This window comes from Cupriavidus sp. 05T41 (assembly GCF_056396525.1).
This window is the reverse complement of record NZ_JBFTLQ010000012.1, coordinates 134,946-155,588: the sequence shown is the minus strand read 5'-3', so window position 1 is coordinate 155,588 and position 20,643 is coordinate 134,946. Positions and strand designations below refer to the sequence as shown.

The 20,643-nt window shown below is 68.1% G+C and carries 20 protein-coding genes; 11 read left to right on the top strand and 9 right to left on the bottom strand.

Features of this window, described 5'->3' with window-relative positions; translation table 11 throughout:
* The first annotated feature begins 42 nt into the window (after positions 1–42).
* From glcF to AC1DKV_RS10455, 5 genes are all read left to right on the top strand, one after another.
* A complete protein-coding gene (glcF, locus tag AC1DKV_RS10475) occupies positions 43–1,290 on the top strand; it encodes a glycolate oxidase subunit GlcF (protein WP_441618467.1) in 1,248 nt (415 codons plus the stop codon).
* Positions 1,291–1,461: 171 nt separating this feature from the next.
* The gene (locus AC1DKV_RS10470) at positions 1,462–1,845 is read left to right on the top strand and encodes a CidA/LrgA family protein (RefSeq protein ID WP_441618465.1); all 384 of its coding nucleotides are present in this window, start codon (positions 1,462–1,464) and stop codon (positions 1,843–1,845) included.
* Entirely contained in the window at positions 1,842–2,567 is a 726-nt protein-coding gene (locus tag AC1DKV_RS10465) for an LrgB family protein (RefSeq protein WP_441618463.1), read from the top strand. Before AC1DKV_RS10470 ends, AC1DKV_RS10465 begins: the two co-directional genes overlap by 4 nt.
* An 84-nt stretch (positions 2,568–2,651) precedes the next feature.
* Positions 2,652–3,017 carry a VOC family protein gene (locus tag AC1DKV_RS10460; protein ID WP_441618461.1) on the top strand — a complete coding sequence of 122 codons (366 nt, stop codon included), beginning with the start codon at positions 2,652–2,654 and terminating at the stop codon, positions 3,015–3,017.
* A gap of 76 nt (positions 3,018–3,093) precedes the next feature.
* Positions 3,094–3,780: a helix-turn-helix transcriptional regulator gene (locus AC1DKV_RS10455; RefSeq protein ID WP_441618459.1), complete on the top strand. Its 687-nt coding sequence runs from the start codon at positions 3,094–3,096 to the stop codon at positions 3,778–3,780.
* A 99-nt stretch (positions 3,781–3,879) separates the two neighbouring features.
* On the opposite strand, the gene AC1DKV_RS10450 is transcribed toward AC1DKV_RS10455, so the two are convergent.
* The 3 genes from AC1DKV_RS10450 to AC1DKV_RS10440 are packed head-to-tail and all read right to left on the bottom strand — an operon-like array spanning position 3,880 to position 6,640.
* A complete protein-coding gene (locus AC1DKV_RS10450; RefSeq protein ID WP_441618457.1) occupies positions 3,880–4,371 on the bottom strand; it encodes a glutathione peroxidase in 492 nt (163 codons plus the stop codon).
* 41 nt (positions 4,372–4,412) lie between these two features.
* Entirely contained in the window at positions 4,413–5,552 is a 1,140-nt protein-coding gene (locus AC1DKV_RS10445) for a PilT/PilU family type 4a pilus ATPase (protein WP_441618455.1), read from the bottom strand.
* Between the two features lie 44 nt (positions 5,553–5,596).
* Positions 5,597–6,640 (bottom strand): type IV pilus twitching motility protein PilT, encoded by a 1,044-nt coding sequence (locus tag AC1DKV_RS10440; RefSeq protein WP_441618453.1) that lies wholly within the window; start codon positions 6,638–6,640, stop codon positions 5,597–5,599.
* Between the two features lie 63 nt (positions 6,641–6,703).
* Between AC1DKV_RS10440 and AC1DKV_RS10435 the strand changes: the two genes are divergently transcribed.
* Together AC1DKV_RS10435 and proC are read left to right on the top strand one after the other, a co-directional pair.
* Positions 6,704–7,441: a YggS family pyridoxal phosphate-dependent enzyme gene (locus AC1DKV_RS10435; protein WP_441618451.1), complete on the top strand. Its 738-nt coding sequence runs from the start codon at positions 6,704–6,706 to the stop codon at positions 7,439–7,441.
* Positions 7,442–7,487: 46 nt separating this feature from the next.
* Positions 7,488–8,312 carry a pyrroline-5-carboxylate reductase gene (gene proC, locus AC1DKV_RS10430; RefSeq protein ID WP_441618449.1) on the top strand — a complete coding sequence of 275 codons (825 nt, stop codon included), beginning with the start codon at positions 7,488–7,490 and terminating at the stop codon, positions 8,310–8,312.
* Between the two features lie 183 nt (positions 8,313–8,495).
* Here proC and ubiA read toward each other — a convergent pair whose 3' ends face one another.
* The 6 genes from ubiA to recG all read right to left on the bottom strand — a co-directional run bounded on the left by ubiA (position 8,496) and on the right by recG (position 15,514).
* Positions 8,496–9,353, bottom strand: a complete 858-nt coding sequence (gene ubiA, locus AC1DKV_RS10425) for a 4-hydroxybenzoate octaprenyltransferase (protein WP_441618447.1) — start codon at positions 9,351–9,353, stop codon at positions 8,496–8,498.
* Between the two features lie 160 nt (positions 9,354–9,513).
* On the bottom strand, positions 9,514–9,999 hold the full coding sequence (locus AC1DKV_RS10420; RefSeq protein WP_441618445.1) for a Dps family protein: 486 nt from the start codon (positions 9,997–9,999) through the stop codon (positions 9,514–9,516).
* Between the two features lie 77 nt (positions 10,000–10,076).
* Positions 10,077–10,283, bottom strand: coding sequence for a hypothetical protein (locus AC1DKV_RS10415; RefSeq protein WP_441618443.1), 207 nt, complete (start codon positions 10,281–10,283; stop codon positions 10,077–10,079).
* Positions 10,284–10,351: 68 nt separating this feature from the next.
* Positions 10,352–11,797, bottom strand: coding sequence for a catalase (locus AC1DKV_RS10410; protein ID WP_441618720.1), 1,446 nt, complete (start codon positions 11,795–11,797; stop codon positions 10,352–10,354).
* 421 nt (positions 11,798–12,218) lie between these two features.
* A complete protein-coding gene (locus AC1DKV_RS10405) occupies positions 12,219–13,172 on the bottom strand; it encodes a LysR substrate-binding domain-containing protein (protein ID WP_441618441.1) in 954 nt (317 codons plus the stop codon).
* 137 nt (positions 13,173–13,309) lie between these two features.
* Complete coding sequence (gene recG / locus AC1DKV_RS10400; protein WP_441618439.1) at positions 13,310–15,514, bottom strand: ATP-dependent DNA helicase RecG; 2,205 nt, start codon at positions 15,512–15,514, stop codon at positions 13,310–13,312.
* Positions 15,515–15,742: 228 nt separating this feature from the next.
* On the opposite strand from recG, the gene queA reads away from it, so the two are divergent.
* From queA to secD, 4 genes are all read left to right on the top strand, one after another.
* The gene (gene queA / locus AC1DKV_RS10395) at positions 15,743–16,789 is read left to right on the top strand and encodes a tRNA preQ1(34) S-adenosylmethionine ribosyltransferase-isomerase QueA (RefSeq protein WP_441618718.1); all 1,047 of its coding nucleotides are present in this window, start codon (positions 15,743–15,745) and stop codon (positions 16,787–16,789) included.
* Between the two features lie 41 nt (positions 16,790–16,830).
* Positions 16,831–17,961 carry a tRNA guanosine(34) transglycosylase Tgt gene (tgt, locus tag AC1DKV_RS10390; protein ID WP_441618437.1) on the top strand — a complete coding sequence of 377 codons (1,131 nt, stop codon included), beginning with the start codon at positions 16,831–16,833 and terminating at the stop codon, positions 17,959–17,961.
* Between the two features lie 193 nt (positions 17,962–18,154).
* Positions 18,155–18,484: a preprotein translocase subunit YajC gene (gene yajC, locus AC1DKV_RS10385; RefSeq protein ID WP_006157582.1), complete on the top strand. Its 330-nt coding sequence runs from the start codon at positions 18,155–18,157 to the stop codon at positions 18,482–18,484.
* Positions 18,485–18,735: 251 nt separating this feature from the next.
* Positions 18,736–20,607 (top strand): protein translocase subunit SecD, encoded by a 1,872-nt coding sequence (gene secD, locus AC1DKV_RS10380; protein WP_441618434.1) that lies wholly within the window; start codon positions 18,736–18,738, stop codon positions 20,605–20,607.
* Positions 20,608–20,643 lie beyond the last annotated feature (36 nt).

Here is a 20,643-nt window from a genome sequence, read left to right as displayed (position 1 = left end):
GCCCCACCCACATCCAGCAAAGGCACCGGAGAGTCCCCGACCATGCAAACCACCCTGGCCGAATTCCTGCGCGACACACCCGAAGGCGAAGAAGCCAAGTCGATCGTCGGCAAATGCGTGCACTGCGGCTTCTGCACCGCCACCTGCCCCACCTACCAGCTGCTCGGCGACGAGCTGGACGGCCCGCGCGGGCGCATCTACCTGATGAAGCAGGTGCTCGAAGGCCACCCCGTCACGGAAAGCACGCGCCTGCACCTGGACCGCTGCCTGACCTGCCGCAACTGCGAATCGACCTGCCCTTCCGGCGTGCGCTACGGCCGGCTGGTGGATATCGGCCGCAAGGTGGTGGATGACCGCCTTGCAGCCCAGGGGGTGCACCGCCCGGCTGGAGAACGTCTCGCACGCTGGGCCCTGCGCGAAAGCATGACGCGCCCGGCGCTGTTCGGCACCGCCATGCGCCTGGGCCAGCGCGTGCGCCCGCTGCTGCCGCAGGCGCTGCGCAACAAGGTGCCGAAGCCGGCCGCCGCCGGCGCGTGGCCGCGCAACACGCACGCGCGCAAGATGGTGTTGCTCGACGGTTGCGTGCAGCCGTCGATGTCGCCCAACATCAATGCCGCCACCGCGCGCGTGTTCGACCGCCTCGGCGTGCAGTTGCTGGTGGCGCGCGAGGCCGGCTGCTGCGGCGCGGTGCGGTACCACACCGGCGACCACGACGGCGGCCTCGACAATGCGCGCCGCAATATCGACGCCTGGTGGCCGCTGGTGGAAGCCGGCGCGGAAGCCATCGTGATGACGGCCTCGGGCTGCGGCGTGATGGTCAAGGAATACGGCCACCTGCTGCGCAACGATGCGCGCTATGCGGAGCGCGCGCGCCGGATCTCGGCGCTGACGCGCGACCTGTCCGAGCTGCTGCCGGACTTTGCCGACAACCTGAAGGACATGGCCGGGCAGCGTACCGGCGGCGACGCCAAGCGCGTGGCCTACCATCCGCCCTGCACGCTGCAGCACGGCCAGCAGATCCGCGGCAAGGTGGAAGCGCTGCTGACCTCGCTCGGCGTGGACGTGAAACTCTGCGCCGACAGCCACCTGTGCTGCGGCTCGGCGGGCACCTACTCGGTGCTGCAGCCTGAACTGTCCTACCGCCTGCGCGACGACAAGCTCGCCAACCTCCATGCCTCGAAGCCGGACGCGATCGTCTCGGCCAATATCGGCTGCATCACACACCTGCAGAGCGGCACGCAGACGCCGGTGCTGCACTGGGTCGAGCTGGTGGACCGGCTGGTCGGCTGAAGCGGCCGTCGGGCGGCGACGCGCAGGTTTGCTCCCCTCGGGCCATGAGGGGAGAGGGAGTGAAAAAATATCGGGCACCGCGGGCGGCGCTGGCGCATCCCGCTGCCAAACCGGTCCGCTGCGGGTTACCATGCGGTGGCTCCAGAACCGCTTTCTCCCGCGCCCTCCGCAATGCTCCAGACCTTCGCCATCCTGCTGGTTTTCCAATCCGTCGGGGAGGCGCTCAGCTACTCCCTGCGCCTGCCGGTGCCCGGCCCGGTGATCGGCATGATCCTGCTGTTCTGCTGGCTCGCCATCGACGACCGGATCCTGCCGGTGATCCAGGGCACCACCTCCGAGTTGCTCAAGCACCTGTCGCTGCTGTTCGTGCCGGCCGGCGTGGGCATCATGGTCCATGCGCACCGCATCGGCGGCGAGTGGCTGCCGATCGTGGTCGCGCTGGTGCTGTCGACCTGGCTGGCCATCGCCACCACGGCGCTGGTGGCACGCGCGCTGATGGGCCGCGCGCGGCCGCCCGCGGCCGATGCACCGGCCGGCAAGGGAGAGCGCGCATGATGACGCCGCGCCTGAACGAGATCTGGGTCTACCTGGCCGCCAGCCCGCTGCTGGGCCTGACCGCCACGCTGCTGGCGTACGTGTTCGCTTTTCGCATCTACGAGCGCGCGCGCTTCTCGCCGCTGGCCAACCCGGTGATGATCGCGGTGGCCATCCTGGTCACGCTGCTGACGGTGACCGGCACGCCCTACAAGACGTATTTCGACGGCGCGCAGTTCGTCCACTTCCTGCTCGGCCCGGCCACGGTGGCGCTGGCGGTGCCGCTCTACCTGCAACTGCCCAAGCTGCGCCGGCACGTGCTGCCGTTGCTGGGCGGGCTGCTGGCGGGCTCGCTGGTGGCGGTGGTCTCGGCGGTGGGCATCGCCTGGCTGCTGGGCGCTTCGCCGGAAACCGTGCGCTCGCTCGCGCCGAAGTCGGTCACCATCCCCATCGCCATGGGCGTGGCGGAAAAGATCGGCGGCCTGCCTTCGCTCACCGCCGTGCTGGTGATGGTGACCGGCATCATCGGCGCGGTCAGCGCCACCAAGCTGCTCAACCTGCTGCGCATCACCGACTACACCGTGCGCGGCTTCGCCACCGGGCTGGCGGCGCACGGCATCGGCACCGCGCGCGCGTTCCAGGTCAACCAGGAGGCCGGCGCCTTCGCCGCGCTGGGCATGGGCCTGAACGGCGTGCTGACGGCGGTGATGGTGCCGGTGCTGGCGACCTGGATGCCGCGCTGAATTCCCGCGCATCGCTGCTGACAGGACGTTGTCAGGAGCCCCCGCGCATGATCGGCCTCTCCAACCCCAACCGCAGAGGTCATCATGAGTGGACTGATCAACTGGCTTGAAATCCCCGTCGCCGACATGAACCGTGCCATCCGCTTCTACGAGCAGGTGTTCCAGACCAGCCTGAAGCGCGAGGCCATGCAGCAGGTCGACATGGCGGTGTTCGGCGAGATGGAACCCGGCGGCGCGCTGGTGGCGGGCGAGTCATACCGCCCCTCGGCCGACGGCTGCGTGCCTTACCTGCACGCCCCGGGGCTCGCCGGGCTGCTGGCGCGCGTGCAGGCCGCGGGCGGCAAGACCGTGTTCGGCCCGCTGCAGCTGCCTGGCGATATCGGCCATATCGCGCATATCATCGACAGCGAAGGCAACCGGATCGGCCTGCACCAGCCGCTGGCGGCCTGAGCAGGCTTGCCGGAAGATCCGCAGGCAGCCTGACCGTAGCCAACCCACCCGCCGCCCGAGACATGAACCAAGCCCGATGAGCCGCCGCGCCGACCGCCTTTTCCAGATCGTCCAGGTCCTGCGGGGGCGCCGCCTCACCACGGCGGCGCTGCTGGCGCAGCGGCTCGGCGTGTCCGAGCGCACGGTGTACCGGGACATCCAGGCGCTGTCGCTGTCGGGCGTGCCGGTCGAGGGCGAGGCGGGCATCGGCTACCGGCTGCGCGCGGACTACGACGTTCCCCCGCTGATGTTCACCGCCATGGAAGTCGAGGCGCTGGTGGCCGGACTGCGTCTGCTCAAGGCCTGGGGCGGTGGCGCGCTCGCCGCCGCGGCCGATCCGGCGCTCGAGAAACTGGTGGCGGCGCTGCCGCCGGCGCGGCGCCTCGCGGCGCAGCAAAGCCGCGTGTTCGCGCCCGAATTCGTCAACCACCCGCAGGTGCGCAGTGCCTTCGACGTGGTGCACGGCGCCATGAACGCGCAGCGCCTGCTGCACCTGGACTACACCGACGCGCAGCAGCGCGCCACCGACCGCGTGGTGCAGCCGCTGGGATTGTTCTTCTGGGGCAATAGCTGGCTGCTGGCGGCATGGTGCACCACGCGCACGGATTACCGCAGCTTCCGCCTGGACCGTTGCCGCAGCATCGTCATGCTCGACGAGCGCTTCCATGAAACTCCCGACCGCTCGCTCAACGGCTTCCTGCGGGCCGTGCAGGCCGGCGGCTGAGCCGGCGCGCGGGTCGGCCGATGCCGCAAGCGACAAGGGCGCAGCCGCGGCTGCGCCCTTGTCATGTCCGGCCGGGCCAGCGCTGGCCCGGTGCCTGCCTCAGGCCGCCTCGGCCAGCAGCTTATCGATGTCGCCCTTGATGTCCTCCGGCTTGGTGGTGGGCGCGTAGCGCTTGAACACCGTGCCGTCGCGGCGCAGCAGGAACTTGGTGAAGTTCCACTTGATGGCTTCCAGGCCCAGCACGCCGGGCTTCTCGGAGGTCAGCCAGCGATACAGCGGATGCGCGTTGGCGCCGTTGACGTCGATCTTGGCGAACATCGGGAAGGTGACGTGGAAACGCGCTTCGCAGAACTGGCCGATCTGCGTGGCGTCGCCCGGCTCCTGCTTGCCGAACTGGTTGCACGGAAAGCCCAGCACTTCCAGGCCGCCCTGCGCGTACTGCTCCTGCAGCGCCTGCAGGCCGGCGTACTGCGGCGTGAAACCGCACTCGCTGGCGGTATTGACGATCAGCAGCACCTTGCCGCTGAACCGGGACAGCGGCACCGGCTGTCCGGCAAGCGAGCTGGCTTCGAACTGATAGACGTTGCTCATGGCGGCTTCCTTGGTTGACTTGCTTGGCCTGGCGCGGCAGGTCAGATCACGTTGAGATGTTCGGTGCCGGCGCCAAGGTCGCTCTCGCGGGCCCGGCTGCCGTGCAGCTTGATCATCAGCCGCAGGTCGTTGAGCGAGTCGGCATTCTTCAGCGCATCTTCGTAGCTGATCTTGCCGGACTCGTAGAGATCGAACAGCGCCTGGTCGAACGAAACCATGCCTTGCTCGCGCGATTTCTTGATGACCTCCTTGAGCGCATGGATCTCGCCCTTGAAGATCAGGTCGGCCACCAGCGGCGTGCCGATCATGATTTCCACCGCCGGCACCCGGCCCTTCTGGCCCTGGCGCGGCAGCAGGCGCTGCGAGATCATCGCCTTCAGGTTGAGCGACAGGTCGATCAGCAACTGCTGGCGCTTTTCCTCGGGGAAGAAGTTGACGATACGGTCGATGGCCTGGTTGGCGTTGTTGGCGTGCAGCGTGGCCAGGCACAGGTGGCCGGTCTCGGCGTACTGCATGGCGTACTCCATGGTCTCGCGGTCGCGGATCTCGCCGATCAGGATCACGTCGGGCGCCTGGCGCAGCGTGTTCTTCAGCGCAATGTGCCAGGAATCCGTATCGATGCCCACCTCGCGCTGCGTGACGATGCAGTTCTGGTGCGCGTGCACGTATTCGATCGGGTCCTCGATGGTAATGATATGCCCGTACGAATGCGCGTTGCGGTGATCGAGCATGGCCGCCAGCGAGGTCGACTTGCCCGAGCCGGTGGCGCCGGTGACGATCACCAGGCCGCGCTTGGCCATCACGATTTCGTGCAGTGTCTGCGGCAGGTCGAGATCGCCCACCGACGGGATGCGCGTGTTGATGGTCCGTACCACCATGCCGGCCTTGCCCTGCTGGATGAAGGCGGAGACGCGGAAGCGCCCGGCGTTGGGCACCGAGATGGCGAAATTGCATTCGCGGCTGCCGTCGAACTCGGTGGTCTGGCGCTCGTTCATGATCGAGCGCACCAGGCCCAGGGCCTGGGCCGGGATCAGCGGCTGCTGCGAAACCGGCGTGATCTTGCCGTCGACCTTGATGGCCGGCGGGAAATCGGCGGTGATGAAGAGGTCCGAGCCGCGGTTGTTCACCATCAGCTCGAGCAGGTCATTGATGTACTTGGCAGCGGATTCGCGGTCGAGCATGGCGGTCACCTGGTTCGGGTGCGGTGTTGGTTCCGCGGTGGGCCTCAGCCCGCGAAGGAGTCGGGATTCTTGGCGATGGCGCGCGCGTCGTTGTAGCCGATCACGCCGCGCTTGATCAGGTCCGACAGGCACTGGTCCAGCGTCTGCATGCCCAGCCCGCTGCTGGTCTGCATCATCGAGTACATCTGCGCGATCTTGTTCTCGCGGATCAGGTGGCGGATGGCCGGCGTGGCGATCATGATCTCATGCGCGGCGGTACGGCCGTTGCCGTCGCGCGTCTTGAGCAGCGTCTGCGAAATCACCGCCTCGAGCGATTCGGACAACATGGTGCGCACCATGTCCTTTTCCTCCGGCGGGAACACGTCGACCACACGGTCGATGGTCTTGGCCGCGGAGCTGGTGTGCAGCGTGGCGAACACCAGGTGACCGGTTTCCGCGGCGGTCAGCGCCAGGCGAATGGTTTCCAGGTCGCGCAACTCACCCACCAGCACCACGTCCGGGTCTTCGCGCAGGGCCGAGCGCAGCGCGTTGGCGAACGAGTGCGTGTGCGGCCCCAGTTCGCGCTGGTTGATCAGGCTCTTCTTCGAGGTGTGCACGAATTCGATCGGGTCTTCCACCGTGAGGATGTGGCCCATGTCGTGATCGTTGCGGTGGTCCACCATCGCCGCCAGCGTGGTGGACTTGCCCGAGCCGGTGGGCCCGGTCACCAGCACCAGGCCGCGCGGCTTCATGCACAGGTCGGCGAACACCGCCGGCGTCTTGAGGTCCTCGAGCGTCAGTACCTTGGAAGGAATGGTCCGGAACACCGCGGCCGCGCCGCGCTGCGTGTTGTACGCGTTGACCCGGAAGCGGGAAAGGCCGGAAATCTCGAACGAGAAGTCGATCTCCAGGCGTTCTTCATATTGCTTGCGCTGGGTGTCGCCCATGATGTCGTACACCATGGCGTGGACATCCTTGTGCGCCATTGCGGCCACGTTGATGCGGCGCATGTCGCCGTGGATACGTACCATCGGCGGCATGTCTGCCGAGAGATGGAGATCGGACGCCTTGTTCTTGACGGCGAAAGCCAATAGCTGCGCGATGTCCATCTATAATGACCCCACCCTATTTTTGTCGTACTTTGTTGTACTTCTTGATATGTTCGCCGGATTATGTCTGTAATCGCCGCCAACTTGCAAGCCGTGCACCGGCGCGTCGCGGCAGCCGCACAACAGGCCGGACGGGCGGACGGTGACGTCAGCCTCCTGGCGGTTTCCAAGACCTTCCCCGCCGCCGCCGTGCAGGACGCCTTCGACGCCGGCCAGCGCGCCTTCGGCGAGAACTACGTGCAGGAAGGCGTGGACAAGATCGCCCGGCTGGCCGCCCTGCGCGACGCCATCTGCTGGCACTTCATCGGCCCCCTGCAAAGCAACAAGACACGCATCGTGGCCGAGCATTTCGACTGGGTCCATGCCATCGACCGCCTGCGCATCGCCGAGCGCCTGTCGGCGCAGCGTCCGGCCGCGCTGCCGCCGCTGCAGGTCTGCCTGCAGGTCAATATCAGCGGCGAAGCCAGCAAAAGCGGCGTGACGCCGGCAGAAGCGCCCGCGCTGGCGCACGCCGTGGCCGCACTGCCCGGGCTGCGGCTGCGCGGGCTGATGGCAATTCCCGAACCGGCCGGCGACATGGCCGCGCAGCGCCGTCCGTTCGCCGCCATGCGCGCGCTGCTGGGCGAGTTGCGCGCGCAGGGCCTGGACCTGGACACCCTGTCGATGGGCATGTCCGCCGACATGGACGCCGCCATCGCCGAAGGGGCCACCATCGTGCGCATCGGTACCGCCATCTTCGGCGCGCGCGACTATGGCGCGGCGGCCGGAACCGGCCATGCGGCCCCCGTCGCGCACGGCTGACCGCGCGCTCCCCAAAACGAACTCCAGCAAGAGACAAAGAAAACCCATGCTCGACACCCTCACCTTCGGCTTCCTCGGCGGCGGCAATATGGCGACTGCCCTGATCGGCGGCCTGATCGCCCGCGGCGTACCCGCCAGCTCGATCCGCGTGGTCGATCCCTTCGAGGATGCCCAGGCGCGCCTGCGGCGCGACCACGGCGTGCATGCGTCCGGCACGCCCGACGCCGCCTTCGGCGCCAGCGACGTACTGGTGCTCGCGGTCAAGCCGCAGCAGTTCCACGCAGCGGCGGCATCGCTGGCGCCGCATCTCGCCGACAACCTGATCGTCAGCGTGGCCGCCGGCATCCGCCTGTCCGACATGCAGCGCTGGTTCGGCGGCCACCAGCGCCTGGTGCGCGCCATGCCGAACACCCCGGCGCTGGCCGGCATGGGCATGACCGGCCTGGCCGCGGCACCCGGGCTGGGCGAACGCGACCGCGAGATCGCCGGCGCGCTGGCCAGTGCGGTGGGCAAATGCGAATGGGTGGCGGACGACGCCCGGATCGACGCCGTCACGGCGATTTCCGGCAGCGGCCCGGCCTATGTCTTCTATTTCATCGAGGCGATGGAAAAGGCGGCCGCCGAACTCGGCCTGACGCCCGAGCAGGGGCGTGCGCTGGCGGTGGAGACCTTCCGCGGCGCCGCCGCGCTGGCGGCGCAGTCGGACGAGCCGGTCAGCCTGCTGCGCGAGCGCGTGACATCGAAGGGCGGCACGACCTACGCGGCGCTCACCGCAATGCAGGACGCCGGCATCGGCGAGTCCTTCGTGAAGGCCATGCATGCGGCGGCGGCACGCGCCACCGAAATGGGCGCGGAGTTCGGCAAGGACTGAACGGGAGCATAGCCCCCGGAGCCGAAACGAAGCCGGCGAGATGCGCCCGCACCGGCGGCGCTGCCCGCTGTCCTGGTGCCCGCCGTCCTGGCACCCGCTGCCCTGGCGCCCTCTCCCGCAGGCGGGAGAGGGGAGCAAACCATCGGGATATGCGCCGCTCGAAGGCCCGGCCAGGCCACGCCTTCAACGAATCGCGTAGGCCACCGCCGTCCCGGCGAACACGCACGCGCCCAGCCAGTTGTTGTGCCGGAACGCGGCAAAGCACTGCATGCGGTCCCGGCCGCGGATCAGCGTGTAGTGATAGACCGCGCAGCCGGCCGCGGCCGCCAGGCCCGCCCAGTAGGGCCAGCCGAGCCCGAACCGCGCGCCCGCCCATCCCATCAGGCCGAGAAAGGCCGCGTAGCACAGCATGATGGCAGCCACGTCGTAGCGGCCGAAGGTGATCGCCGAGGTCTTCATGCCGAGCAGCAGGTCATCGTCGCGGTCCACCATCGCATACGCGGTGTCGTAGGCGACGGCCCAGAACACATTGGCCAGCAGCATGATCCACGCCGCCGCGGGCACCTCGCCCTGCACGGCGGCGAACGCCATCGGGATGCCGAAGCCGAAGGCAATGCCGAGATAGGCCTGCGGGATGGCGAAGAAGCGCTTGAAGAAGGGATAGGTGGCCGCGATAAAGGCGGCCGCCACCGCCAGCCACTTGGTCAGCGCATTGAGCGGCAGGATCAGCATGAAAGCCAGCAAGGCCAGCACCACCGCCACCGCGATGGCTTCCCACGCCTTGATCTTGCCGGCCGTGAGCGGACGCTCCCTGGTGCGCTTGACGTGCTTGTCGAAGTCGCGGTCGGCCCAGTCGTTCATGGCGCAGCCGGCGGAGCGCATCAGGAAGGTGCCGGCGAAAAAGATCCAGAACAGGCTCCACGCCGGCGGGCCGCCCGCGGCCATCCAGAGCGCCCATAGCGTGGGCCAGAGCAGCAGCAGCGTGCCGATGGGCTTGTCGATGCGCACGAGGCGCGCGTACAGGGCGAGGCGTTCGAACATGGCAGAGGCCCGCGATGCGGACTGCGGACAGGGGAATGCGGGGTCCCGGACAGCGGGACATGAAACGGAAACGCGCCGCGACCCGGTCAGGGCGCGGCGCGCGGGGCACGGTGCCGTCAGCTGGCGCCGGAGGGGCGCGCGCACGACACCGGGACGGCGCTCAGGCCAGCATCGAGCGCAGCATCCATGCGGTCTTTTCGTGCGTCTGCATGCGCTGGGTCAGCAGGTCGGCCGAGGGTTCGTCGCCGGCCGCGTCGATCACCGGGAACAGCGAGCGCGCGGTGCGCACCACGGCTTCCTGGCCTTCGACCAGCTTGCGGATCATGTCGGTGGCTTCGGGCACGCCCTCTTCCTCGGCGATCGACGACAGGCGGGCGTACTCCTTGTAGGTGCCCGGTGCCGGGTAGCCCAGCGCGCGGATGCGCTCCGCGATGGAGTCCACGGCCAGCGCCAGCTCGGTGTACTGCGCCTCGAACATCAGGTGCAGCGTGTTGAACATCGGACCCGTCACGTTCCAGTGAAAGTTATGGGTCTTGAGATAGAGCGTGTAGGTATCCGCCAGCAGCTTCGAGAGGCCTTCCGCGATTTTCTTGCGCTCTTTGTCGGAAATGCCGATGTTCACGCTCATCTCATTCTTCTTTGCCATGATAGGTACGCTCCAATCTGGGGTGGCCACGATAACTGCCGCGCCATGCAACGCGGCACAACCCGCACATTATCGCATCACCCGCCGAAGGCCGACAAACCGGCCAGCAAACCCCGCGCGGCATTGAAGAGCACCGCGGCCGCGCCCAGCGCGATCACCGCCATGCCGATTTCCTTGCGCCACAGCTTGCGTTGCAGGCGCGCGGCATCGGCGTGGCCGGCGCGGTCGTGCGCATCATGCCGCAGTTGCTGCAGCTCGCTGACGAACATATCGATCATGGCCATGATGGTCCTCCTTGCCTTGGGTTGCCGCGCTGCGCCGGCGCCATCCGGGGCGCCGGCGCGGACGCGGTTTACTTCAGGTCGAGTGCGCGCCTGACGCCTTCCGCGTAGGCCGGATCGGCCTTGGCGAAGTGCTCCAGCTGCACGCGCACGATCTCTTCGGGCACGCCCCGCATCGCGGCCGCGATATTCGAATACAGGCGCTGGCGCTGCGCCTCGTCGAACAGGCGGAACAGGGCACCTGGCTGGCTGTAGTAGTCGCTGTCCTCGCGGTGGTCGAAGCGGTCCGCGTCCCCGCCCACGGCCAGCGGCGGCTCGGCCGCGCGCTCGCTGGCGGCATAGGCGCCCTGGCGGTTCGGCTCGTAGTTGATCTTGGCGCCCTGGTTGCCGTCCACCCGCATCGCGCCGTCGCGGTGGAAGCTGTTGACCGACGGGTTGCGCGGCGCGTTGACCGGGATCTGGTTGTGGTTCACGCCCAGGCGATAGCGCTGCGTGTCACCGTACGAGAACAGCCGGCCCTGCAGCATCTTGTCGGGCGAGAAGCTGATGCCGGGCACCACGTTGGCGGGATTCATCGCCACCTGCTCCACTTCGGCGAAGTAGTTGTCCGGGTTGCGGTTGAGCTCCAGCACGCCGACGTCGATCAGCGGGTAGTCCTTGTGCGGCCACACCTTGGTGAGATCGAACGGGTTGAGGTGGTACTTGGCGGCGTCGGCCTCCGGCATGACCTGCACGCGCACGTTCCAGCGCGGGAAGTTGCCGCGCTCGATGTTCTCGAACAGGTCGCGCTGCGCGCTCTCGCGATCGCCCGCGACTACCTTGGCCGCCTCTTCATTGGTCCAGTTGGCGATGCCCTGCGCCGACTTGAAGTGGAACTTGACCCAGAAGCGCTCGTTCGCGGCGTTGATGAACGAATACGTGTGCGAGCCGAAGCCGTGGATCTGGCGATAGTTCTGCGGCAGGCCGCGGTCGCTCATCAGGATGGTGACCTGGTGCAGCGACTCCGGATGGCGCGACCAGAAGTCCCACACGGCGATCGGGTCGCGCAGGTTGGTGCGCGGGTTGCGTTTCTGCGTATGGATGAAGTCGGGGAACTTGAGCGGGTCGCGCACGAAGAACACCGGCGTGTTGTTGCCCACCACGTCCCAGTTGCCTTCGTCCGTGTAGAACTTGATCGAGAAGCCGCGCACGTCGCGCTCGGCGTCGGCCGCGCCGCGCTCGCCGGCCACGGTGGAAAAGCGGATGAAGATCGGCGTCTGCTTGCCTGTCTGGGCGAATACCGAGGCCTTGCTGTACTTGCTGATGTCGTGCGTGACGGTGAAGGTACCGTGGGCACCGGAGCCCTTGGCGTGCACGCGCCGCTCGGGAATGACCTCGCGGTCGAAGTGCGCGAGTTTCTCGAGGAACCACACATCCTGCAGCAACATGGGACCGCGCGGGCCCGCGGTCAACGAGTTCTGGTTGTCGGCAACCGGCGCGCCCGCGCCAGTGGTGAGAACATCCTTGTCCTTGCTCATCATGCCCTCTTCTTGTGGGTGATCGGGTGATTGGGTGATCTGGAATCCTGGCTGGGGCGGGCTCTGCATGGCCGCTGGCTAATTTCAGTACACCGCGGCGCAACAGGCAAGGCAATCGGCCACGCAGCCTGCCAGCGCGCGCAGGATGCTGCCCGTTGTGGTGGATCGGATGCCTTCCATCCAGGACTCCTCTGAGTGACCGGCACGTAATGTGTCGATGCAGGAAGTCTAAGGTCGATCTATCAAGTTTGGAATTTAATAATTTCTAACTATGAAATAGACGTCACCTATGTCGGCCGGCAGGTTCGGCCAGCGCACGCAGGGAATGCGCGGGAAATAGAAGGGGGATGGAGGGAGGGAAAGGAGGGGCAGGAGGGGCAGGACAGGCGGGCAGGACCACCCGCCCGGAAGGACAGGCCGCTCAGGCGGCCTCGGCCAGCTCCTTGGCGGCCAGCATGCTGACGCCAGGCAGCGCGCACGCGGCCACGGCGCGGCGCAGCGCCTCCATGGCGGGAAGGCGCGTAAAGCTCTTGCGCCAGGCCAGCACCACGCGCCGGTCGGGCACGGGGTCGGTGAACGGCACATAGGCCAGCAGGTCGTTCTTGCCCGGCCTCAGGTCGGCGACCGAGGTGCGCGGCAGCACGGTGATGCCGACACCGCTGGCCACCATGTGACGGATGGTTTCCAGCGAGGAGCCCTCGAAGGTCTTCTGGATGCCGTCGGCCGCCTGCGAGAAGCGCGACAGCTCCGGGCATACGCCCAGCACCTGGTCGCGGAAGCAATGGCCGCTACCCAGCAGCAGCATGGTCTGCTGCTTGAGCTCGTCGGGATCGACCTTGCCGGCCGATTCCAGCTGGTGCCCGCGCGGCACCGCCACCACGAAGGGTTCGTCGTACAGGGGCTGCACGGTCAGGCCGGAATCGGCGAACGGCTCGGCCATGATGGCGCAGTCGATCTCGCCCTGCTTGAGCAGCTCGATCAGCTTGACCGTGTAGTTCTCCTGCAGCATCAGCGGCATCTGCGGCACGGTCTGGATCATTTCCTTGACCAGCGAAGGCAGCAGGTAGGGCCCGATCGTGTAGATCACCCCCAGGCGCAGCGGCCCGGCCAGCGGGTCCTTGCCCTGCTTGGCGATCTCGCGGATGGCCATGGTCTGCTCCAGCACGCGCTGGGCCTGCGCCACGATCTGCTCGCCGATGGGCGTCACCGAGACCTCGGAGGTCCCGCGCTCGAAAATCTGCACATTGAGCTCGTCTTCCAGCTTCTTGATGGCGACCGACAAGGTCGGCTGCGATACGAAGCAGGCTTCCGCGGCCCGGCCGAAATGGCGCTCACGCGCCACGGCGACGATGTACTTGAGTTCGGTGAGCGTCATGACTTATCAATTCCCGTTAGGCGATAGATTTTACCTTCGATTCACGGTTCTGTCAGAGCCAGGATCAATGCGGCGCGCACGATACCCCGGCCCGGAACATGACGTGCAGGCTGCGGCACTTGTCGCCGCCGGAGGCCTCAAGCCTTGAGGAAATGCTCGCGCCCGCCGAGCCAGCGCAGCAGGTGCGCCTCCACGGCTTCGGGGTAGCGCGCCAGCATCAGTTCGGCAGCCTCCTGCGCGTAGTCGACCAGCCAGGCATCGGTTTCCAGGTCGGCGAAGCGCAGCATCGCCTCGCCGGACTGGCGCGCGCCGAGGAACTCGCCGGGGCCGCGGATCTGCAGGTCGCGCCGGGCGATCTCGAAGCCATCCGTGGTCTCGCGCATGGTGGCCAGGCGCTCCTTCGCCGTGGGCGACAGCGGCGCCTGGTACATCAGCAGGCAGACCGATTCCGCACTCCCCCGCCCGACCCGGCCGCGCAACTGGTGCAGCTGCGCCAGGCCGAAGCGCTCGGCATGCTCGATCACCATCAGCGAGGCGTTGGGCACGTCCACCCCGACCTCGATCACCGTGGTGGCGACCAGCACTTGCAGCCGGTTGGCGATGAAATCGCCCATCACCGCGGCCTTCTCCGCCGGCGGCAGCCGGCCATGCACCAGCCCCACCTTGAGCTCGGGCAGCGCCGCGACCAGGGTTTCGTAGGTCTCCACGGCAGTCTGCAGCTGCAGCGCCTCGCTCTCCTCGATCAGCGGGCAGACCCAGTAGATCTGGCGGCCGTCGGCGGCGGCATGATGCACGCGCTCGATCACCTCGTCGCGGCGCGCATCGTTGACCAGCCGCGTGACCACCGGGCTGCGCCCGGGCGGCAGTTCATCGATCACCGAAACGTCGAGATCGGCGTAGTAGGTCATGGCCAGCGTGCGCGGGATCGGCGTGGCCGACATCATCAGCTGGTGCGGCACGGTTTCGGCGGGCGCGCCGCCGCGTGCGGCCGGCACGGCCTCGCCGCCATCGGCGTCGGCCTTGCCGCGCAGCGCCAGCCGCTGCGCCACGCCGAAGCGGTGCTGCTCGTCCACCACCGACAAGCCCAGCCGCGCGAATTTCACGCTGTCCTGGATCAGGGCGTGGGTGCCGATGACCAGCCTGGCCTCGCCCGATTCGACCCGCGCCGCGGCCTCGCGCTTGGCGCGCGCCTTGAGGCTGCCGGCCAGCCATACCACCGTCACGCCGAGCGGCTCCAGCCAGGCGGAGAGCTTGCGGAAGTGCTGCTCGGCCAGGATTTCGGTAGGCGCCATCAGCGCGGCCTGGTAGCCGGCATCGATGGCCTGGCAGGCCGCCAGTGCGGCGACGATGGTCTTGCCGCTGCCGACGTCGCCCTGCAGCAGGCGGTGCATCGGGTGCGGCGCGCCCATGTCGGTGGCGATTTCCTCGACCACGCGCTGCTGCGCGCCGGTGAGCTTGAACGGCAGCGCGGCCAGGAAGCCCGTCAGCAGCCCGCCGGCGCGGCGCGGCATGGGCGGCGCGCTCTTGTCGCGCCGCGCGGCCTGCGAACGCTTGAGCGAAAGCTGCTGGGCCAGCAGCTCGTCGAACTTGATGCGCTGCCAGGCGGGGTGCGAACGCTCGGTCAGCGCGGCTTCGTCCACCTCCTGCGGCGGCGCGTGCAGCAGGCGCAGGCACTCCGGCAGCGGCCGCAGCTTGAGCTGGGCCAGGGGTCCTTGCAGCACCGGGTGCGGCAGGGTCTCGGGCAGCGGCGTGCGCCCCAGCGCGCCGCCGATGGCTTTGCGCAGGTAGGTCTGCGGAATGCCGGCGGTGCTCGGATAGACCGGCGTGAGGCGGTCCGGCAGCGGCTCGCCGGGCGCTACCGTGCGCACCGTGGGGTGCACCATCTCCGCGCCGAAGAAGCCGCCGCGCACCTCGCCGCGCACGCGCAGGCTGGCGCCCTCGGCCATCTGCTGGGCCTGGTTGCCGTAGAAATTCAGGAAGCGCAGCGTCAGCTCGCCGCTGTCGTCGGCGATCTTCACCACCATCTGGCGGCGCGGGCGGAAGGTGACCTCGTTGGAGGCGACCACGCCCTCGACCTGCGCCGTCAGGCCCAGCCCGGCGCGCCGGATCGCCTCGGCGATCGGCTGCAGCGAGGTCTCGTCCTCGTAGCGCATGGGCAGGTGCAGCACCAGGTCGACATCGCGCTTGAGGCCGAGCTTGTGCAGGCGCGCCATGGCCGAGGATGGCTTGCCCGCCGCGCCGCCCTTGGCCGCCGCGGCCTTGCCGGGGCGCGCCGGCTTGCCCGCGGCCGGCGCCGGGCTGTCGGCGGTTTCCTGGATCGGGTCGGGAGCGGTTCCTGGCATCGGGCGGCAGTGTTGTGGCGAGTAAGCGTGTGGTGTCGGATACCTGCCGCGGCAGGGTGACGCAAGCGGTCGCCAGGGGCCGCGAGGGGCCGCGAAGGACCGGCAAATAGGCGATATCATGCGCGCCCGGGCGGCGCTGCCGCCCCAAGCCTTACAATACCGGATTCGCCGATTGTACCTATGCCGGCCGCGCCACTGCGCGGCCCGCTGCCGTTTTTGCCCCCCATGATGCTGACGTTGTCCGATTTCGATTTCCCGCTCCCGCCAGAACTGATCGCGCAGACCGCCCTGCCCGAGCGCGCCGCCAGCCGGCTGCTGGTGGTGGAGACCGAGGCGCAGACGGGTGTCACGCGCATGGCGGACCGCGTCTTTGCCGATGTGGCGGACTACCTGCGCCCGTCCGACCTGCTGGTGTTCAACGACACGCGCGTGATCAAGGCACGCTTTTTCGGCCAGAAGGGCAGCGGCGGCAAGGTCGAGGTGCTGGTCGAGCGCGTGCTGGACACCGATACCGTGCTGGCCCAGGTGCGCGCGTCCAAGACGCCGCCCGAGGGCAGCCGGATCCGCCTGGCGGATGCCTTCGAGGTCACCGTGGGCCCGCGCGTGGACCAGTTCTTCACGCTGCGCTTCCCCGCGCCGGCGCTGGACCTGATCGAGCAGTACGGCCGCCTGCCGCTGCCGCCCTATATCACCCACGACCCCGACGCCTACGACGAAACCCGCTACCAGACCGTCTACGCGCGCAATCCCGGCGCCGTGGCCGCGCCCACCGCCGGCCTGCATTTCGACGACGCCCTGTTCGCGCGGCTCGATGCGCTCGGCGTGCGGCGCGGCTTCCTGACCTTGCACGTGGGCGCCGGCACCTTCCAGCCGGTGCGCACCGAGAACCTGGCCGAGCACAAGATGCACGCCGAGTGGTACGAGATCTCCGGGGAACTGGCCCAGGCCGTGCGCGACACGCGCGCCGCCGGCGGCCGGGTGATCGCGGTCGGCACCACCTCGCTGCGCGCGCTGGAATCGGCCGGCGCGGCCGACGGCACGCTGGCCGCCGGCCGCGGCGATACCGACATCTTCATCACGCCCGGCTACCGCTTCCGCGTGGTCGACGCGCTCATCACCAACTTCCACCTGCCCAAGTCGACCCTGCTGATGCTGGTATCGGCGCTGGCCGGCGTGGAGCCCATCCGCGCCGCCTACCGCCATGCGGTGGAACAGCGCTACCGCTTCTTCAGCTACGGCGACGCCATGCTGCTCACGCGCCAGCCGCAGCCCTGAGCGCGCCGCGCCAGCCAGAAACCGCTTCCAAGATACCCGCCATGCTCGACTTCGAACTGCTCACCACCGACGGCAACGCCCGCCGCGGCCGCGTCACCCTCAACCACGGCGTGGTCGAGACCCCGATCTTCATGCCGGTCGGCACCTACGGCTCGGTCAAGGCGATGTCGCCGCTCGAGCTCAACGAGATCGGCTCGCAGATCATCCTGGGCAACACCTTCCACCTGTGGCTGCGCCCCGGCCTGGAAGTGGTCGAGAGCCACGGCGGCCTGCACCGCTTCATGGGCTGGGACAAGCCGATCCTGACCGATTCGGGCGGCTTCCAAGTGTTCTCGCTGGGCGCGCTGCGCAAGATCACCGAGGATGGCGTGACCTTCGCCTCGCCCGTCAACGGCGACAAGCTGTTCCTCTCGCCCGAGATCTCGATGCAGATCCAGCGCACGCTGAATTCCGACATCGTCATGCAGTTCGACGAGTGCACGCCGTACGAGATCGACAACCGCCCGGCCACGCACGCCGAGGCGGCCACCTCGATGCGCATGAGCCTGCGCTGGGCCAAGCGCTCGATCGACGAATTCAACCGCCTGGCCAACCCCAACGCGCTGTTCGGCATCGTCCAGGGCGGCATGTTCGAGGACCTGCGCGACGAGTCGCTCGCCGGCCTGTCCGAGCTGGACTTCCACGGCTACGCCATCGGCGGGCTGTCGGTGGGCGAGCCCAAGGAAGACATGATGCGGGTGCTGGAGCACGTGGCGCCGCGCCTGCCGGCGCACAAGCCGCATTACCTGATGGGCGTGGGCACGCCCGAGGACCTGGTGGCGGGCGTGGCCGCCGGCGTCGACATGTTCGACTGCGTGATGCCGACCCGCAATGCCCGCAACGGCTGGCTGTTCACGCGCTTCGGCGACGTCAAGATCAAGAACGCGGTCCACCGCAGCGACACCCGCCCGCTGGACGAAAGCTGCGGCTGCTATACCTGCCGCAATTTCTCGCGCGCCTACCTGCATCACCTGCACCGCGTCGGCGAGATCCTGGGCGCGCGCCTGAACACCATCCACAACCTGCACTACTACCTGCAGCTGATGGCAGAGATGCGCGAGGCCATCGAGCAGCACCGCTTCGAAGCCTTCCGGGCGCGCTTTGCCGCGGACCGCGCGCGCGGAGCGCAGTAGAGGCCACCCGGGTCCCGTGAACTTTCCGCCGGGCGGCGGTCGAACAGCGGGGTCCGGCGTGTCCAGGCGGCTCGCAAGGCGCCCCGAACAAACCCGTAAACCCCTGCAAATGCCCCGATCGGGCGTGCAATGCGGTTGCAAGCGGGTGGTAGAATGATCGACTAACTGATTGACTTTGTGACGGAGAAGCGACGTGCTGATTTCTAACGCATTTGCCCAGACTGCCGGTGTAACCGGTGGCGCGGCGGGTGGCCTGATGAGTTTCCTGCCCATCATCCTGATGTTCGCGGTGCTGTGGTTCATCATGATCCGCCCGCAGATGAAGCGCCAGAAGGAATCGAAGGCAATGCTGGAAGCCCTGGCCAAGAACGATGAAGTCGTCACCGCCGGCGGCATCCTTGGCCGCGTGACCAAGGTGAACGAGCAGTACGTGACCGTCGAGATCGCAGCCGGCACCGAAATCACCGTGCAGAAGAGCGCCGTGACCACCGTGCTGCCCAAGGGCTCGCTGAAGTCGCTCTGAGCATCGCGCCGCAGGCAGCGCGCCCTTTGCGCTGCCGCCCTGCTGCCGCTTCGCTGCCTTCTCGCCGGCTTATTTCGCCCTTCCCGGCACGCCTTTAGCGCGCGTGCCCCCGCAGCCGCCTGATCCAGCCCGGGGTTGCCCGTGGATGCCAGGCGGCTGTTTGCCAACCGGTGCGGCGGTGCCGATCTCCCGCTGACGATACCGTCGAACGGTACGCTCGGCCCCGCCAACCGCAGAACGACTGGCCAAAGATGAATCGTTATCCGCTTTGGAAATACCTCGTGATCCTGGTGGCGCTGGCCATCGGCATCACCTATACGCTGCCGAACTTCTTCGGCGAGGCGCCTGCCGTGCAGGTTTCCTCCGCCAAGGCCACGGTCAAGGTCGACCTGGCCACGCAGAAGCAGATCGAGCAGATCCTGGCGCAGAACAGCCTGCAGCCCGACGGCATGTTCTTCGACGTCAACGGCCAGTCCGGCTCGGTCAAGGCACGCTTTCGCACGCCCGACGAGCAGCTCAAGGCCAAGGACGTCCTGACGCGCGCGCTCAACCCGGATGCCAATGACGCCACCTATGTGGTGGCGCTGAACCTGCTGTCGGGCTCGCCGCGCTGGCTGACCGCCATGCACGCGCTGCCGATGTACCTGGGCCTGGACCTGCGCGGCGGCGTGCACTTCCTGCTGCAGGTGGACATGAAGGGCGCGGTCGACAAGAAACTCGACAGCCTGGCCGGCGACGCGCGCACCCTGCTGCGCGACAAGGGCATCCGCCACGGCGGCATCGACCGCGACGGCGAGCGCCTGACGGTGCGCTTCAACAATGCCGACGACGCTGCCAAGGCGCGTGGCATCCTTGCCGACAACCTGCGCGAACTGGCCTTCGCGCCGGACGGCAACAATATCTCCGGCGTGTTCACCGACGCCGCGCGCAAGGCCGTGCAGGACTCGGCGGTCAAGCAGAACATCACCACCCTGCACAACCGGGTCAACGAACTCGGCGTGGCCGAACCGGTGATCCAGCAGCAAGGCGCCGACCGCATCGTGGTGCAGCTGCCTGGCGTGCAGGACACCGCCAAGGCCAAGGACATCATCGGCCGCACCGCCACGCTGGAAGCCCGCCTGGCCGATCCCGACGCGCCGCGCGCGCCGCGCCCGGGCGACCCGATCCCGTTCGGCAGCGAGCTGTTCACGCAAGGCAACGGCGCCCCGGTGGTGCTCAAGAAGCAGGTCATCTTCACCGGCGACCGCATCGAGAGCGCCTCGGCGGGCTTCGACCACAACCAGCGCCCCTCGGTCAATATCAAGCTCGATGCCCAGGGCGGGCGCGTGCTGCGCGACGTATCGCGCGAGAACATCGGCAAGCCGATGGGCATCGTGCTGTTCGAGAAGGGCAAGGGCGAAGTGCTGACGGTGGCGACGATCCAGTCCGAACTGGGCTCGAGCTTCCAGATCACCGGCTCGTACTCCACCGAAGCCGCCAACGACCTGGCCCTGCTGCTGCGCGCCGGCTCGCTGGCCGCGCCGATGGAAATCATCGAAGAGCGCACCATCGGCCCGTCGCTGGGCGCGGACAACATCAAGAAGGGCTTTGACTCGGTGGCCTACGGCTTCAGCGCCATCGCCATCTTCATGGTGCTGTACTACATGCTGTTCGGCGTGTTCTCGGTGGCCGCGCTGGCCATCAACCTGCTGCTGCTGGTGGCGGTGCTGTCGATGCTGCAGGCCACGCTGACCCTGCCGGGCATCGCCGCTATCGCGCTGGTGCTGGGCATGGCCATCGACGCCAACGTGCTGATCAACGAGCGCATCCGCGAAGAGCTGCGCGCGGGCGCTTCGCCGCAGGTCGCCATCGCCACCGGCTTCGACCGCGCCTGGGCCACCATCCTTGACTCGAACGTGACCACGCTGATCGCCGGCCTGGCGCTGCTGGCCTTCGGTTCGGGCCCGGTGCGCGGCTTTGCCGTGGTCCACTGCCTGGGCATCCTGACCTCGATGTTCTCGGCGGTGTTCTTCAACCGCGGCCTGGTCAACCTCTGGTACGGCCGCAAGAAGAAGCTGCAGAGCGTGGCGATCGGCCAGATCTGGAAGCCGGGCTCGGACAGCCAGGGCACCGTCACCAAGTAAGCATCGGGACAGCATCAAGGCGGCCGCGCCAGGCGC

Bases quoted from the DNA above. Each gene is read 5' to 3' on its own strand.
- secD (WP_441618434.1), top strand. From the start codon at position 18,736: ATGAATCGTTATCCGCTTTGGAAATACCTCGTGATCCTGGTGGCGCTG.
- AC1DKV_RS10415 (WP_441618443.1), bottom strand. From the start codon at position 10,283: ATGGCCATGATCGATATGTTCGTCAGCGAGCTGCAGCAACTGCGGCAT.
- AC1DKV_RS10450 (WP_441618457.1), bottom strand. From the start codon at position 4,371: ATGAGCAACGTCTATCAGTTCGAAGCCAGCTCGCTTGCCGGACAGCCG.
- AC1DKV_RS10465 (WP_441618463.1), top strand. From the start codon at position 1,842: ATGATGACGCCGCGCCTGAACGAGATCTGGGTCTACCTGGCCGCCAGC.
- queA (WP_441618718.1), top strand. From the start codon at position 15,743: ATGCTGACGTTGTCCGATTTCGATTTCCCGCTCCCGCCAGAACTGATC.
- AC1DKV_RS10410 (WP_441618720.1), bottom strand. From the start codon at position 11,797: ATGAGCAAGGACAAGGATGTTCTCACCACTGGCGCGGGCGCGCCGGTT.
- proC (WP_441618449.1), top strand. From the start codon at position 7,488: ATGCTCGACACCCTCACCTTCGGCTTCCTCGGCGGCGGCAATATGGCG.
- tgt (WP_441618437.1), top strand. From the start codon at position 16,831: ATGCTCGACTTCGAACTGCTCACCACCGACGGCAACGCCCGCCGCGGC.
- AC1DKV_RS10460 (WP_441618461.1), top strand. From the start codon at position 2,652: ATGAGTGGACTGATCAACTGGCTTGAAATCCCCGTCGCCGACATGAAC.
- glcF (WP_441618467.1), top strand. From the start codon at position 43: ATGCAAACCACCCTGGCCGAATTCCTGCGCGACACACCCGAAGGCGAA.
- AC1DKV_RS10405 (WP_441618441.1), bottom strand. From the start codon at position 13,172: ATGACGCTCACCGAACTCAAGTACATCGTCGCCGTGGCGCGTGAGCGC.
- AC1DKV_RS10435 (WP_441618451.1), top strand. From the start codon at position 6,704: ATGTCTGTAATCGCCGCCAACTTGCAAGCCGTGCACCGGCGCGTCGCG.
- recG (WP_441618439.1), bottom strand. From the start codon at position 15,514: ATGCCAGGAACCGCTCCCGACCCGATCCAGGAAACCGCCGACAGCCCG.
- AC1DKV_RS10470 (WP_441618465.1), top strand. From the start codon at position 1,462: ATGCTCCAGACCTTCGCCATCCTGCTGGTTTTCCAATCCGTCGGGGAG.
- AC1DKV_RS10445 (WP_441618455.1), bottom strand. From the start codon at position 5,552: ATGCTCGACCGCGAATCCGCTGCCAAGTACATCAATGACCTGCTCGAG.
- AC1DKV_RS10455 (WP_441618459.1), top strand. From the start codon at position 3,094: ATGAGCCGCCGCGCCGACCGCCTTTTCCAGATCGTCCAGGTCCTGCGG.
- ubiA (WP_441618447.1), bottom strand. From the start codon at position 9,353: ATGTTCGAACGCCTCGCCCTGTACGCGCGCCTCGTGCGCATCGACAAG.
- AC1DKV_RS10420 (WP_441618445.1), bottom strand. From the start codon at position 9,999: ATGGCAAAGAAGAATGAGATGAGCGTGAACATCGGCATTTCCGACAAA.
- AC1DKV_RS10440 (WP_441618453.1), bottom strand. From the start codon at position 6,640: ATGGACATCGCGCAGCTATTGGCTTTCGCCGTCAAGAACAAGGCGTCC.